A 14,693-nucleotide genomic window follows, 5' to 3' on the forward strand; every position below is an offset into this window, starting at 1 on the left:
GACATATGGTTGCGTCATGGTGGCGCAGCGCAGTTGATTTGGTCGCGCCGATCCGCCAAAGGCCGCCCAATCACACAAGACCGACGGGATTTCGATGTCGACCGCCGAAACTCAGCCGCTCAGCTTCCAGGACATGATCCTGACGCTCCACAATTTCTGGAGCGCGCAAGGCTGCCTTATTCTCCAGCCCTATGACATGCGCATGGGTGCGGGCACGTTCCACCCTGCCACCACGCTGCGCGCGCTCGGCCCCGAGCCGTGGAAGGCCGCTTACGTGCAGCCCTCGCGCCGCCCCACCGACGGGCGCTATGGCGAGAACCCGAACCGGCTCCAGCACTATTACCAGTATCAGGTGATCCTGAAGCCGAACCCGGACAATCTGCAGGAGCTGTATCTCCAGAGCCTTGCCGCGATTGGCGTCGATCCGCTCAAGCACGATATCCGCTTCGTCGAGGATGACTGGGAAAGCCCCACGCTAGGCGCCTGGGGGCTCGGCTGGGAAGTGTGGTGCGACGGCATGGAGGTGACGCAGTTCACCTATTTCCAGCAGGTCGGCGGGTTCGACTGCAAGCCGGTGGCGGGCGAGCTGACCTACGGCCTCGAACGCCTCGCGATGTATATCCAGGGCGTCGATCGCGTATACGACCTGCGCTTCAACAACGAAGGCGTCAGCTATGGCGACGTGTTCCTGAAGAACGAGCAGGAACAGTCGAAGTACAACTTCGAGATCGCCGATACCGACAGCCTGTTTGCGGGCTTCCGCGCCGCCGAGGCCGAGAGCCAGCGCTGCATCGCCGCCGAGGTTCCGCTCGCCGCCTACGATCAGGCGATCGAGGCCAGCCACCTGTTCAACCTGTTGCAGGCGCGCGGCGTGATCTCGGTGCAGGAGCGCGCCAGCTACATGGCCCGCGTGCGCGACATGGCCAAGGGCGCCTGTCAGGCATGGATCGACAAGAACAAGGCCGAATGGGCTGAAAAGTACCCGGAGTGGAGCCTGTGACCGACTTCCTTCTCGAATTGCGTTCGCAGGAGATCCCGGCGCGCATGCAGGCTGGCGCGCGCGCCGATCTGGAAAAGCTGTTCCGCAAGGAAATGGACGCTGCCGGCGTTGCGCTGGGCACGATCACCGTGTGGTCGACGCCGCGCCGTCTCGCGCTGATCGCGACCGGGCTGCCGCTCGAAACCGCCGCGGTGAGCGAGGAGACCAAGGGCCTGCCGCCTCGGCGCCCGAGCAGGCGCTCGAAGGCTTCCTGCGCAAGACCGGCCTGACCAAGGACCAGCTCGAAGTCCGCGACCTCAAGGGCAAGCCGACCTGGTTCGCGGTGGTTGAGAAGCCGGGCCGTGCCGTCAAGGACGTGCTGGCCGAGGCGATCCCCGCCATCGTGCGCGCGTTCCCCTGGCCCAAGTCGCAGCGCTGGGGCGCCGCCTCGATCAGCACCGAGTCCTTGCGCTGGGTGCGTCCGCTCTCGGGCATCGTCGCCATTCTGGGCGAGGACCTTGTCGAGTGCGAAGTCGGCGGTATCCGTTCGGGCTATGTCACGCTTGGGCATCGCTTCCACGCGCCGGGCGAGATCACCATCGGCGGCGCGCATGACTATGCCCGCAAGCTTTCGGCCTGCCATGTCATCGTCGATCATGTCGAGCGTCAGGACCTGATCCGCGACGAGGCGCGCAATGCCGCCGCCGCTGCCGGGCTCACGCTCGTCGAGGACGAGGGGCTGGTGATCGAGAACGCCGGGCTCACCGAATGGCCGGTGCCGCTGCTCGGCCGGTTCGACGAGGATTTCCTCGAAGTCCCGCCCGAGACGATCCAGCTCACCGCGCGCGTGAACCAGAAGTATTTCGTGTGCGAGAAGGACGGCAAACTGGCCGACGCCTTCGTCTGCACCGCCAATATCGAGGCGGCGGACCATGGCGAGGCGATTGTCGCGGGCAACCGCAAGGTGCTCGCCGCACGCCTGTCCGACGCGCGCTTCTTCTGGGAGCAGGACCGCAAGACCCCGCTTTCCGAACACGCGAAGAAGCTGGAGCGCATCACCTTCCACGAAAAGCTGGGCACCGTCGCCGACAAGGTCGAGCGCGTGGCCAAGCTGGCGCGCTGGCTGGTGGAAGAAGGCATTGTTAAGCCCTCTCCCCTTCAGGGGAGAGGGTTGGGAGAGGGGCTGCTGCCATCTCTGCCGTCGATCCCCTCTCCCCGACCCTCTCCCCTGAAGGGGAGAGGGAGGCGCTTGCCGATCAGGCAGAACTCGCCGCACGTCTGTGCAAGGCCGATCTCGTCACCGAGATGGTCGGCGAATTCCCCGAACTTCAGGGGCTTATGGGCGGCTATTACGCCCGCGCCGAAGGTCTGCCCGATGCCGTCGCCGACGCCATCCGCGATCACTACAAGCCGGTCGGTCAGGGCGACGGCGTCCCCACCGCACCGGTCAGCGTGGCCGTGTCGCTGGCGGATAAGCTGGATACGCTGGTTGGATTTTTCGTCATCAAGGAGCGTCCAACCGGCTCGCGTGACCCGTTTGCCCTACGACGTGCAGCTCTAGGAATTATCGAGATTGTGCTCGCTAACAGGCTTCGCCTTGAACTGGATTATGCGACCGCGCGGGCTGCCCATTTGGTTGCACGCCAGAATGAATACAGGATCGGGGTCGAGGCAAACGTCGACTGGGTAGAAACGCATTGTTCGGCTGAATTGTATGGTGCCGTACCCGAGTTCTTTGTCGAGCGTCTAAAGGTTCAACAGCGTGAAGCTGGTATTCGCCACGATTTGATTGATGCGGTCTTCAAGCTGAAGCAGCGCAAGGACGAGATCGTTGGCAACCTCGCCCGCGTTCATGCCCTGCAGGACTTCGTTGGCACCGAGGACGGCGTGAACCTGCTCGCAGGCTACAAGCGCGCGGCCAATATCCTCAAGAAGGAGGACTGGGCAGGTTCGACTGCGGCGCAGCATAATGCGTTGCAGCATACCGGTGACGAGGACCCGCTCGAAAACGTCGAGGATGCGGATATGCGCCATGTCTATGCCTCTGCGGGCTACGAGCCCGAACCGGCGGAGCGTTCCTTGCGCGATGCGCTCGACAAGGCGGAACCTCTGGCCTTGCAGGCCGTTGAAACCGAAGACTTTGCCAGTGCCATGAGCGCGCTGGCAACGTTGCGCGGACCTATCGACGCCTTCTTCCAAGATGTGATCGTCAATGATTCAGATCCGTTGAAACGCAATGCAAGGCTGGACCTGCTCGATAGGTTCCGTATTGCGGTGCACAATGTCGCTGATTTCTCGAAGATCGAGGGTTAGCGATTTTCCGTTCGCGCCCGAACGCGAACAATTACTAAAAGGGAAGTCCGGGGATTCATGGTCAGTCAGGTCTATACGTTCGGTGGCGGCGTCCAACACGACGATCCGCGTGCGAAGGACAAGGTGATTGTCGGCGGGAAGGGCGGCAATCTGGCAGAAATGGCGGGGATCGGCCTGCCGGTTCCTCCGGGCTTTACCATCACCACCGAAGAGTGCGTGAAGTACCTTGCCGAGGGCAGTGATTTCTCGGACCAGCTTCGCGCCGATGCGGCTGCTGCGCTGGCCCATATCGAGAAGAGCGTGGGCAAGTCGTTCGGCGATGCTGCCGATCCGCTGCTGGTGTCGGTCCGCTCGGGGGCGCGGGTGTCGATGCCGGGCATGATGGACACGGTGCTCAACCTGGGTCTCAACGACGAGACCGTGGAGGGCCTGGCGAAAACCTCGGGCGACGATCGCTTCGCCTGGGACAGCTATCGCCGCTTCGTGCAGATGTATTCCGACGTCGTTCTCGGCCTTGAGCACCACCTCTTCGAGGAAGCGCTGGAAGTTGCCAAGGAAGACAACGGCTACATGAACGACGTCGAGATGACGGCGGACGACTGGCGCAAGATTGTCAGCGAATACAAGGCGATCGTCGTCAAGGAGCAGGGCGGCAAGCCGTTCCCGCAGGACGTTCACGAACAGCTCTGGGGCGCAATTGCCGCCGTGTTCGATTCGTGGGATTCGGACCGCGCCAAGGTCTATCGCCGACTGAACGACATTCCTGCCGGTTGGGGCACCGCCGTCAACGTGCAGGCGATGGTCTTCGGCAACATGGGCGATACCTCGGCCACCGGCGTTGCGTTCACCCGCGATCCGGCCACCGGCACCAAGGCCTATTACGGCGAGTGGCTGGTCAATGCGCAGGGCGAGGACGTCGTTGCCGGCATCCGTACCCCGCAGTATCTGACCAAGGCCGCTCGCGAGGAAGCGGGCGCCAAGCCGCTGTCGATGGAAGAGGCGATGCCTGCCGCCTACGGCGAACTCGCTGCCGTGTTCGAGCTGCTCGAAAAGCACTACAAGGACATGCAGGACATCGAGTTCACCGTCGAGCGCGGCAAGCTGTGGATGCTGCAGACCCGGTCGGGCAAGCGCACCGCGAAGGCCGCGCTCAAGATGGCGGTCGACATGGTGGGCGAAGGCCTGATCGACGAGAAGACCGCGATCCTGCGTGTCGACCCGATGGCGCTTGACCAGCTGCTGCACCCCACGCTCGATCCCGATGCGCCGCGCGACGTGCTGGGCAAGGGGCTTCCGGCCTCGCCGGGCGCCGCTTCGGGCAAGATCGTGCTCGATGCCGATACCGCCGAGAAGCTGGCCGAGCGCGGCGAAGCGGTGGTGCTGGTGCGCGTGGAAACCTCGCCCGAGGACATTCACGGCATGCACGCGGCCAAGGGTATCCTGACGGCGCGCGGCGGCATGACCAGCCACGCGGCGGTCGTCGCCCGCGGCATGGGGCGCCCTTGCGTCTCGGGCGCTTCGGGCCTGTCGATCAGCATGAAGGACCGCACCCTTCGCATCGGCTCGCGCGAACTGAAGGAAGGCGACATCATCACGCTGGACGGCGCCAACGGCGAGATCATGGCCGGCGAAGTGCCGACCATCGAGCCGGAACTCGCCGGTGACTTCGGCACGCTGATGGTCTGGGCCGACAAGATCCGCCGCATGAAGGTGCGCACCAATGCCGAGACCCCGGCGGACTGCCGCATGGCGCGCCAGTTCGGTGCCGAGGGCATCGGCCTGTGCCGTACCGAGCACATGTTCTTCGATGCGGGCCGCATCTCGGCCGTGCGCCAGATGATCTTGGCCGAGGACGAGGCCGGTCGCCGTGCCGCGCTCGAAAAGCTGCTGCCCGAACAGCGTGCGGACTTCCGCGCGATCTTCGAGGTGATGGCGGGCCTGCCCGTCACCATCCGTCTGCTCGATCCGCCGCTCCATGAGTTCCTGCCGCACGGCGATGCCGAATTCGCAGAGCTTTCGGAGACCATCGGCATCGGTATCGACACGCTCAAGCGCCGGGCCGACGAACTCCACGAGTTCAACCCGATGCTGGGCCATCGCGGCTGCCGTCTGGGCATCACCTTCCCGGAAATCTACGAGATGCAGGCCCGCGCGATCTTCGAGGCGGCGTGCGACGTCGCTACGGCATCGGGCGAAGCCATCGTGCCGGAAGTGATGATCCCGCTGGTCGCGACCAAGCGCGAGCTGGCGATCCTCAAGAAGGTGGTCGACGAGACCGCTGCGAAGGTCTTCGCCGAAAAGGGCAAGACGCTGGAATACATGGTCGGCACCATGATCGAGCTGCCGCGTGCGGCGCTGATGGCAGGGGAAATCGCCGAGGAGGCCAAGTTCTTCTCGTTCGGCACCAACGACCTGACGCAGACCACGCTGGGCGTCTCGCGCGACGATGCCGCGCGCTTCCTCAGCCCCTATGTCGAGAAGGGCATCTACCCGCGCGATCCGTTCGTCAGCCTCGATATCGAGGGCGTGGGCCAGCTCGTCCAGCTCGGTGCCGAGCGTGGTCGTGCGACCTATCCCGCTCTGAAGCTTGGCATTTGTGGCGAGCATGGCGGCGATCCGGCGTCGATCGCGTTCTGCGAGAAGGTCGGCCTCGATTACGTCAGCGCCTCGCCCTACCGCGTGCCGATCGCGCGTCTGGCCGCAGCGCAGGCCGCGCTCAAGTAAGCGCCCCCCTTAACTGGGGCAGAGAATGACAGAAGGGGCGGCTGGAGCGATCCGGCCGCCTCTTTTCGTATCAGAACTCGGGGATCTTCGGTTTCCAGCCCGAAAGCGTCAGGATCTCGAAGATCTCTGTCGTGCGCCCGTCCTCGCCGGCGGCTGCGAAGACCTCGGCGGCGCGCGCATAGGCTGCCTTGCCGAGCACCGGGCCGCGATCGGCGAGCACGCTGGTTGCACCCAGCGCGCGAAGGTCCTGCACCAGCCGTGGCAGCGAGCGGTATGAGACATGGACCGCGCGGTGATCGATCACCGGATCGGCATAGAGCGTGCGCTGGAGCAGTTGCCCGCCCGAGCGCACGTCCACCGTGGGATGGAGCCGGGCGGCGGGACGTTCACCATCGGCGGCCAGCATCGCCTCGCGCAGCACCGGCACGCTGCCCGCCGAAAGGAAGCTGGCCATCATCAGGCCGCCGGGCGCCAGCGCACGGCGCATGTGGACGAGCGCGCCGGGCAGGTCGTTCAGCGTGTCGAGCGTGCCGAGGCTGGCGATCAGGTCGAAGCCTTCGAACGGGTAGGGCTGTTCCTCGTCGAAGCCTTGCGAGGGCTCTGCCTCGATCACCTCGGCGCCGCGTGCGCGCAACTGGCGGGCGAGATCGCCGGTGAAATCGCCGATCACCAACGCCCGCTTCGGTTCCAGCCGCAGGAAGGCGAGACGGTCGAGCACGTCCTCGATCATGTCCTCGATCAGGAAACGCGGCGCGTCGGGCGCCTGCTGGAGCCGCAGCGCGCGGTTGCGCAGGGCGAGGCGGCGGGTGGGCGAGAAGATGCGGGGGGAGCTTTGCTGGCCATGGGGTTGCCCTGCCGCGTTGCGCCGCCGCGCGCAACCGTATCGCGTCGATCGCGGGATGCACGATGGGCATGGGCCGATGACATTTATGTAAGGGTGGCTGGTCCGGCTTGGGCGCATTCGCCGGGCACGATAGGCTTCGGGCATGGAGACTTCCGCTCCCTTGCCGTCGCCCATACCGTCGCAGCGTCGACGCTCCCGCGCTGCGCGGGCGGGGTTGTGCTGTGGCAGTCGATAGCGCCGGTGGTCGATCTGGTGTTCCCGCCGCGCTGTCCGATCTGCGGCGATGCCATCGCCGTGCAGAACGGCCTGTGCTCCGCTTGCTGGAGCGGGATGGTGGTTCCCGGAGAGCCTGCCTGTGCGCTGTGCCGACGGCCTTTCTCCAGCGATATCGAGCACGGCGCGATCTGTGCGCCATGCCTTGCCGAGCCGCCGCGCCACGACGGGATATTCGCCGCGACGCTCTATAACGATCCCTCGCGCAAGCTGGTGCTGGCGTTGAAGCACGGCGGCAAGATCGCGATGGCGGGGATGCTGGCGGGGCAGATGGCCGCGCGCGTGCCGCATGTCGGGCCGGGCTGGCTGGTGGTGCCGGTGCCGCTGCATCGCTGGCGGCTGTGGCAGCGCGGCTATAACCAGGCGGTGGAACTGGGCCGCTGCGTGGCGCGCGAGCGCGACGCGCGGCTGATCGTCGATGCGCTGGAGCGCCACAAGCGCACGCCGTCGCTGGGGGGGCTGGGGCGCAAGGCGCGCGAGCGGGCGCTGTCGGGCGCGATCACCGTGAACCCGCGCCGCAAGGACATGCTGCGCGGCGCACAGGTGCTGCTGGTCGACGATGTGCTGACCAGCGGGGCGACCAGCAACGCCTGCGTCTCGGCGCTCAAGCGCGCAGGGGCGAAGGCGGTCGCGATCTCGTGCTACGCGCGGGTGCTGGATGAAGGCCTGCCGGGGTAGGGGGGCATCAGCCTGTCACCGTCGCGCTGCACCTGCCATGATGGCGCGCGCGACATCCTGCGCATGCTCGACCAGCGCATCGTCGGCCAGTTCCCCCGCCGTCCAGAACGAGAGCACGCCGCGAAATCCGAAGGCGAGCAGTCTGGGCAGGTTGTCCTCGTCCGCCGTGGCAGAGGTCTTGCCAGCGTCCTGCGCTATCGCAAGGCGCCACAGTTCGGACGAGCGTTCGAGGACATTGCCGGGAGATGGCGCGGCAGTGCCGATCCATTCCATCACCGCGCGATTGACCTGCGGTTCCTCCAGCATCACCTGCGCGGCCGTGGCGGTGGCGAGCAGCACGCGATCGAGCGCTTGAACTGGCCTCTCCGCCTGCGCGAAACGCTCGGCCATCGCGTCGATCCGCCGGGCGGACAGCGCATGCATGATCGCGGCCTTGTTGCCGAACTGGTTGAACGGTGTCGCGAAGCTCACGCCAGCCTCGGCGGCGAGATCGCGCATCGAGAAATCCGCTTTGCCGCTGCGCAGGAGGGCTTCGGCGGCATCGAGCACGCGCTGGCGCAGTGGTTCTCCTCGGGGAGAGGGGGCGGGGTTGTCCTTGAAATGGGGCATGAGACTTATTATATCATGATATAGTTATCGTGTTCATGATGGAGTTGTACCATGGCAGCAGCCTCTCCCAAGACTTTCCTGATTACCGGCGTCAGTTCGGGGCTGGGCAAGGCCTTCGCCACGGCGGCGCTTGAGGCCGGACACCGGGTCGCAGGCACCGTGCGCCGCGCCGAAGATGCCCAGGCCTTCGAGGCACTGGCGCCGGGGGGCGCCTATGCGCTGGTGCTGGATGTCACCGATTTCGAGGCGATTGCGGGCGCGGTGGCCGAAGCCGAGCGGCGCGCAGGACCGATCGACGTGTTGGTGAACAATGCCGGATATGGCCACGAAGGGGTGATGGAGGAATCCTCGATGGACGAACTCCAGCGCCAGTTCGCCGCCAATGTGTTCGGGCCGGTGGCGATGATGAAGGCCGTGCTTCCCGGCATGCGCGCGCGGCGCGGCGGCCATATCGTCAATGTCACCTCGATGGGCGGGTTCATCACGATGCCGGGGATCAGCTACTACTGCGGCAGCAAGTTCGCGCTGGAGGGCATTTCCGAATCGCTGGGCAAGGAAGTCGCGGCCTTCGGCATTCGGGTCACCGCGCTGGCGCCGGGGCAGTTCCGGACCGAGTGGGCGGGCCGCTCGATGCAGCGCACCGCGCGCAGCATTGCGGATTACGATGCGGTGATGGACCCCATCCGCCAAGCCCGTCAGGCCAAGAGCGGGAACCAGCCGGGCGATCCGGCCAAGGCGGCACAGGCCTTGCTCACGCTGGTCGAGTCAGAAAATCCACCGGTGCGTCTGTTTCTGGGCGAGGATGCCCTCGGGCTCGTGGAGCGGAAGCTGTCGGCGATGGCCGAAGAGATGCACGCGTGGGATGCGCTGTCGCGCTCTACAGCCTTCGAGTGAGCGCACTTCAGAAGGCGTGCTTCACCGTTTCGGGGTCGTAAGCGTGGCACAGGCCATTGAATGACCCGTCCCGGCCCTCGATGGCGACGCTGCCTGTGATTCGGTTGATATGCAGGCGCGGGGCGTTGGTGAAATTGATCGGGACCTTGCCGTCGATGGCATCCGGCGTGACCTTGAGGTCCTTCACGTCGAACCACCCGTCCTTGCCGCCATGGATCGGGGGCACGATGGACCTTGGAAGACGCACACTTGCGGTGCTGTTGGTCAGGGTGATCTCGATTTCATCGTCGAAGGCGTTGGTCTTGCGCTGATAGACGTTTGCGGTGGCGCTGGCACCGTTGCTGGCAAAAGCCTGCCCGCTGGTGACGCCGACCTTGGTATCCAGACCTTGTCCGGGGCAAAGCAGATGCAATGTCAGCGCCTGGGCTGCGAGCAAGATGGTAAGAGCCATTGGCAACACCCCACAAAGTAAACGCCCGGAGTGATTAGCTCCGGGCGTCCACGTGACGAAACTGCTGGACCCCGCATTTCTGCGATTAGACGACCCCCTGCGCGTCGTCTGGTCCGATCCCTCAATCCTTGCGGCCGGTCCGACCCCCTGGGTCGATCACGGCCATCCCTGAACCATTGGCGCTTGTGTGTCAGCGGCCTTTCCGTCAGTGCAGCCCCCCGACTGCCTCTCCTGTTTCTTCCGAATCTCAGGTCTTGGAAAGGGGAATCGCGAGGGGCTGTGGATATTGGCGAACGCCTGTGGTTATCGTGCAACATTACAAAACCATGGCAGTCTATCGGGATAATATACGAAATGAGCGACGTGACGAAAGCAGAGCGCGAACTGGGCCGTAACTTCCTGCCGCGCTTCGATGCGCAGGGGCTGCTGATCGCCATCGCCCAGCACGCCGAGACCCGCGAGATCCTGATGGTCGCCTATATGGACGCCGAAGCGCTCGCCAAGACGCGGGCGAGCGGGCTGGCGCACTTCCACTCGCGTTCGCGGGGCAAGCTGTGGCTGAAGGGCGAGACCTCGGGGCATTTCCTGCGCGTCCAGTCGATCATGGTCGACTGCGATCAGGATGCGCTGATCCTGAACGTGCTGCCCGAAGGTCCGGCATGCCACACGGGCGCGCCTTCGTGCTTCTACCGCGTGCTCGACGGCGATGTGCTGGAGCGGGTAGCGGAATAAAAAAAAACGGAGCGGGTAGCGGAATAAATCGGGATGTCCCGTCGCCACCGCTCGGGCGGCGACGGGGTATTCCTCAGGCTGCGATCAGCCCAGCGTCTCGTCGAAGAACGCGACCATTGAGGTCCAGCTCTGGCGGTCGGCGCTCTGGCTGTAGGCGAGGAAGTCCTTGCCCATCGTGTCGCTCTTGGTTGCCGTGAAGCCGTGCTTGACCTTGCCGTACGAGTGGAAGTGCCAGTCGGCATCGGCGGCGTTCATCTCGTCCCAGAAGGCGATGACCTGATCGTGCGGGACCAGCGGGTCGGCATCGCCGTGGCAGACCAGAATGCGCGGCTTGATGCCGCCGGGCGCGGCGGGCGCCTCGGTGCTCAGCGTGGCGTGGAAGGTGGCGAGGGCGAGAATGTCCTCACCATCGCGCGCGGCTTCCAGAATCGCGCCGCCGCCCATGCAATAGCCGGTGGCGAGCATCGGCAGGCCCGGTGCGATCTCGCGCAGCTTGGCGAAAGCGGCGCGGATGCGCGCGCGGTAGAAGGCGTTGTCTTCGCGAAGGGCGCCGGCCATCGGGAATGAGGCCTCGAAGCTCTCCACCGGATCGCCGTAGAAGTCGGCAATCATCGCGATGTAGCCGAGGTCGGCGAGCATCTGCGCGCGGCGTTCGATATGCGGATCGACGTTGGCGATGGTCGGGAAGACGACCACGGCGGCGCGCGGCGTACCTGCGGGGCGCGCGAGATAGCCGGTCAGGTCCTTGCCGGCGTGCGAATAGGCAACGGTTTCAAGAGTGCTCATGATGATCCCGGTTCGTTTTGGGGGAGGGGGGACGGTGAAAGCAACTGAGGCCCGGTGTGTGTCCGGGCCTCAGGATGTATCTGCGAGATTTTATTCCGGAAGGAAATCCGGCACCGAGAGATAGCGCTCGCCGGTGTCGTAGTTGAAGCCGAGCACGCGTGATCCGGCGGGCAGTTCCTCCAGCTTCTTCGCGATGGCAGCCAGCGTCGCGCCCGAACTGATGCCCACCAGCATGCCTTCGGTAGTGGCGCAGCGGCGTGCCCAGTCCTTGGCATCGGCGGCTTCGACCTGAATCGCGCCGTCGATGGCCTGGGTATGCAGGTTGCCGGGAATGAAGCCCGCGCCGATGCCCTGGATCGGGTGCGGGCCGGGCTGGCCGCCCGAAATCACCGGCGAGAGCGTGGGCTCCACCGCATAGGCCTTCAGCGAGGGCCAGCTCTTCTTGAGCGTTTCGGCGCAGCCGGTCAGATGGCCGCCGGTGCCGACGCCCGAGATCAGCACGTCGATGGGCTCCTGCGCGAAGTCGGCGAGGATTTCCTGCGCGGTGGTCTTCACATGGACGACAACGTTGGCGGGATTGTCGAACTGCTGGGGCATCCACGCACCGGGCGTCTGCTCGACGAGTTCCTTGGCGCGCTCGATGGCGCCCTTCATGCCCTTTTCGCGCGGGGTGAGGTCGAACGTGGCGCCATAGGCCAGCATTAGGCGGCGACGTTCGATCGACATCGATTCGGGCATGACGAGGACCAGCTTGTAGCCCTTGACCGCCGCGACCATGGCAAGGCCGATGCCGGTGTTGCCCGAGGTCGGCTCGACGATGGTGCCGCCGGGCTTGAGGCTGCCATCGGCCTCTGCCGCTTCGATCATGGCGAGGCCGATGCGGTCCTTCACCGAACCGCCGGGGTTGGCACGCTCGGCCTTGATCCAGACCTCATGGTCCGGGAACAGGCGCGAGAGGCGGATATGCGGGGTATTGCCGATGGTGGCGAGAATGCTGTCGGCCTTCATGGCGGAAAATCCCTCTTCTTATGCGTCGTCGCTCTGGGAAAACGACCGGGCCCGGCGAAGTTCCGGGAAGCCCCAGGCCCAGATGCCTGTGACCACTATCGCACCCACGCCCCCGAACACAACAGCCCCGACAGGTCCGAGCAGCGAGGCGGCAAGGCCGGACTGCATCTCGCCCAGCTCGTTCGAGGCGGAAATGGCGACGCCGGAAATCGCCGAGACGCGGCCCCGCATCTCGTCGGGCGTCTTCAACTGGGTCAGCGTCGTGCGGATGAACACCGAATACATGTCCGCCGCGCCTACGCCTGCAAGGCACACCAGCGAGAGCCAGTAGTTCCACGAGAGGCCGAAGGCGACCGTGGCGGCGCCGTAGACAGCGACCGCGACCAGCATCTTGATGCCGACATTCTTCGCCAGCGGGCGAACCGAGAACAGGATCGCCACGATTGCAGCGCCGATGGCCGGGGCCGAGCGCATGGGGCCGAGCCCCTCGGCGCCAACGTGCAGGATATCGCGCGCATAGATCGGCAGCAGCGCGGTCGCGCCGCCCAGCAGCACCGCGAACAGGTCGAGCGTGATGCAGCCCAGCAGGAAGCGCTCCTTCCACACGAACACGAACCCATCGACGATCTGGCGCACCGGATGGGTGCGGCGCGCTTCCTCGGGCGGCGGCGGCATCTGGCGGATCGCCATCGTCGCCACCGAACCGCCGACAAGGATCGCCACCGTCGCCCAGTAGGGCAGCGAGGGGTGCGTCGCGAACAGGAAGCCGTAAGTCGCAGGCCCGATCATCGTGCCGATCTGCATCGCCATCGATCCCATGGCGATGGCGCGCGGCATGACCTTCACGGGCACGACATTGGGCGCAATCGCCGCCATGGCCGGTCGCACGAAGACGCGGGCGGCGCCGTGCAGGGCGGCAAAGGCATAGATCGCGCCGAGGTTGTGGATCTGGAATGTGGTGATGAGCGCCATGCCCAGCGCCACGACCATGTCGATCATCATCGCCATCGTGGCGACGCGGCGACGGTCGAAGCGGTCCGCGACGACGCCTGCGACCGGCGTCAGCACGAAGAGCGGCAGGAACTGCACGAGGCCCAGCACGCCCAGCGCGAAAGCGGCCCGCGCAATGCTCATCCCATATTCGCCGCGCGCCACGTCATAGAGCTGGTAGCCGATCACCACGACCATACCGTTGGTGGAGATCACCGAGGCGAAGCGGGCCAGCCAGTAGAGCCGGAAATCGCGGAAGATCAGCGGAGATGTGCGTTCGTCGTACTGGTCGCCGAACGGCTCGGCAGGGGCGGGGGGTGCTGGTCGTACTCACGCCATCCCGCATGGCAGCGCCCGATCAGGTTGCCAAGCCGCTGCGTGCGCCTGCATCAAATATTAATCGCATATGGATCGCAGCGAATGGCCGTTTGATCGGCGTCGTGCAAAATTCTCACGGCTTCTGGCAGGCGTCGTTCCATTCCTCATGCCCTCGGAGGACAACTTTCGAGAGCGCATGGGGGACGCGGATGGAGGCCGTCAGCCTGTTCATCCCATAGATCCATGCGAGCGCCAGCGCTGCGCCGATGAGTGCACCCCGCAGCCCATCGCCGATCGCACCGATGCCGGCGGCAAACATGGCGAACACCACGCAGGCAAGGAAGCCGTATCGCGCGCTCAAGTCGTAATCGAGCATGCGTTCGCCAGCAGCGCTGCGGGCCGTGATCTGAAACTCGCCCGAATTGAAGAACGCGAGAACGGCGTTTCGCTCTCCGCGAAACATGTCGCTCCGGAATGCCAGTCGATCAGCCTCTCGCCCGAGGACCTGCTTGCATTCGGCCGCCAGAAATCCCTCGACCTGATCGAGCGCCTCGGCGTCTGAAAGAGAAGGGGGCAAAGGCAGCGATCCGCGCAAATGCCACAGGGTGTCCAGCATGGGCTGTGTCTAGGCGTGAAGCGAACAGCGGTCCAGATGAACTGCGCTTACGCGGCCTCAGCGCTTGGGGCGCAGCCTTGGGTTGGGTTGCATCGTATCGACCATCTTCTGGAAATCGTCGATCCGCACGATCCGCTCGAACTGGAAACCGGCGCGGCCTTCGTGGGCCCAGATCATATGCGCCTCGATCCGGCCGATCACCGGCAGGCGCATGACAAGGCGCTCGCCGCGTTCGAGGCCGAGATCGCCCGAGATCATGAATCCCTGCGGCGAGACGTTAACGATGTTGAGGGGAACCTCACCCAATGACCGGTGCTCTGCCGTCACCGCGTGCTCGACCGGATGGCGTGCCGCGCGCCGCATGTCCGTGACGGTGAGCTGCGCTCCTGCGCTCATTTTGCCGTTGTCCTCGCATGTCCGTTTGGGGAGCGGGTACCATGCCGGCAAAAGGCAAAGATTTTGTAAATTGCACACTGGA

General features: G+C 65.2%; 13 protein-coding genes and 2 pseudogenes. 7 read left to right on the forward strand and 8 right to left on the reverse strand.

The features are described 5' to 3' along the window. The first annotated feature begins 94 nt into the window (after positions 1-94). The 4 genes and pseudogenes from CI805_RS08280 to ppdK all read left to right on the forward strand — a co-directional run bounded on the left by CI805_RS08280 (position 95) and on the right by ppdK (position 6,016). Positions 95-1,000: a glycine--tRNA ligase subunit alpha gene (locus CI805_RS08280; RefSeq protein ID WP_260921756.1), complete on the forward strand. Its 906-nt coding sequence runs from the start codon at positions 95-97 to the stop codon at positions 998-1,000. A gap of 44 nt (positions 1,001-1,044) precedes the next feature. Continuing rightward, a pseudogene (gene glyS / locus CI805_RS21095) lies at positions 1,045-2,054 on the forward strand (glycine--tRNA ligase subunit beta); the annotation flags it as partial. Between the two features lie 170 nt (positions 2,055-2,224). Beyond that, positions 2,225-3,292 (forward strand): annotated as a pseudogene (locus CI805_RS21100) (glycine--tRNA ligase subunit beta); the annotation flags it as partial. A 57-nt stretch (positions 3,293-3,349) separates the two neighbouring features. Next, positions 3,350-6,016, forward strand: coding sequence for a pyruvate, phosphate dikinase (ppdK, locus tag CI805_RS08290; RefSeq protein WP_260921757.1), 2,667 nt, complete (start codon positions 3,350-3,352; stop codon positions 6,014-6,016). Positions 6,017-6,086: 70 nt separating this feature from the next. Here ppdK and CI805_RS08295 read toward each other — a convergent pair whose 3' ends face one another. Next, entirely contained in the window at positions 6,087-7,004 is a 918-nt protein-coding gene (locus CI805_RS08295; RefSeq protein ID WP_313958476.1) for a methyltransferase domain-containing protein, read from the reverse strand. A gap of 72 nt (positions 7,005-7,076) precedes the next feature. Between CI805_RS08295 and CI805_RS08300 the strand changes: the two genes are divergently transcribed. Next, entirely contained in the window at positions 7,077-7,811 is a 735-nt protein-coding gene (locus CI805_RS08300; protein ID WP_260921758.1) for a ComF family protein, read from the forward strand. A gap of 15 nt (positions 7,812-7,826) precedes the next feature. Here CI805_RS08300 and CI805_RS08305 read toward each other — a convergent pair whose 3' ends face one another. Further along, on the reverse strand, positions 7,827-8,420 hold the full coding sequence (locus CI805_RS08305; protein WP_260921760.1) for a TetR/AcrR family transcriptional regulator: 594 nt from the start codon (positions 8,418-8,420) through the stop codon (positions 7,827-7,829). A gap of 51 nt (positions 8,421-8,471) precedes the next feature. On the opposite strand from CI805_RS08305, the gene CI805_RS08310 reads away from it, so the two are divergent. Then, positions 8,472-9,314, forward strand: coding sequence for an oxidoreductase (locus CI805_RS08310; protein WP_260921762.1), 843 nt, complete (start codon positions 8,472-8,474; stop codon positions 9,312-9,314). Positions 9,315-9,321: 7 nt separating this feature from the next. On the opposite strand, the gene CI805_RS08315 is transcribed toward CI805_RS08310, so the two are convergent. Further along, positions 9,322-9,765, reverse strand: a complete 444-nt coding sequence (locus CI805_RS08315) for a hypothetical protein (protein ID WP_260921764.1) — start codon at positions 9,763-9,765, stop codon at positions 9,322-9,324. Positions 9,766-10,119: 354 nt separating this feature from the next. Here CI805_RS08315 and hisI point away from each other — a divergent pair, with 354 nt between their 5' ends. Continuing rightward, complete coding sequence (gene hisI / locus CI805_RS08320) at positions 10,120-10,497, forward strand: phosphoribosyl-AMP cyclohydrolase (protein WP_260921766.1); 378 nt, start codon at positions 10,120-10,122, stop codon at positions 10,495-10,497. 84 nt (positions 10,498-10,581) lie between these two features. Here the strand turns inward: hisI and CI805_RS08325 are convergent, their stop codons facing one another. The 5 genes from CI805_RS08325 to CI805_RS08345 form a co-directional block, all read right to left on the reverse strand. Beyond that, positions 10,582-11,283 (reverse strand): dienelactone hydrolase family protein, encoded by a 702-nt coding sequence (locus CI805_RS08325; protein WP_260921768.1) that lies wholly within the window; start codon positions 11,281-11,283, stop codon positions 10,582-10,584. 90 nt (positions 11,284-11,373) lie between these two features. Next, positions 11,374-12,291 carry a cysteine synthase A gene (gene cysK / locus CI805_RS08330; RefSeq protein ID WP_260921769.1) on the reverse strand — a complete coding sequence of 306 codons (918 nt, stop codon included), beginning with the start codon at positions 12,289-12,291 and terminating at the stop codon, positions 11,374-11,376. 18 nt (positions 12,292-12,309) lie between these two features. Next, entirely contained in the window at positions 12,310-13,497 is a 1,188-nt protein-coding gene (locus CI805_RS08335) for an MFS transporter (RefSeq protein ID WP_313958477.1), read from the reverse strand. A 235-nt stretch (positions 13,498-13,732) separates the two neighbouring features. Next, positions 13,733-14,215: a hypothetical protein gene (locus tag CI805_RS08340; protein WP_260921770.1), complete on the reverse strand. Its 483-nt coding sequence runs from the start codon at positions 14,213-14,215 to the stop codon at positions 13,733-13,735. Between the two features lie 57 nt (positions 14,216-14,272). Beyond that, entirely contained in the window at positions 14,273-14,611 is a 339-nt protein-coding gene (locus CI805_RS08345; RefSeq protein WP_260921771.1) for a PilZ domain-containing protein, read from the reverse strand. Positions 14,612-14,693: the final 82 nt, after the last annotated feature.

The organism is Novosphingobium sp. 9, from assembly GCF_025340265.1.
Lineage (GTDB): Bacteria > Pseudomonadota > Alphaproteobacteria > Sphingomonadales > Sphingomonadaceae > Novosphingobium.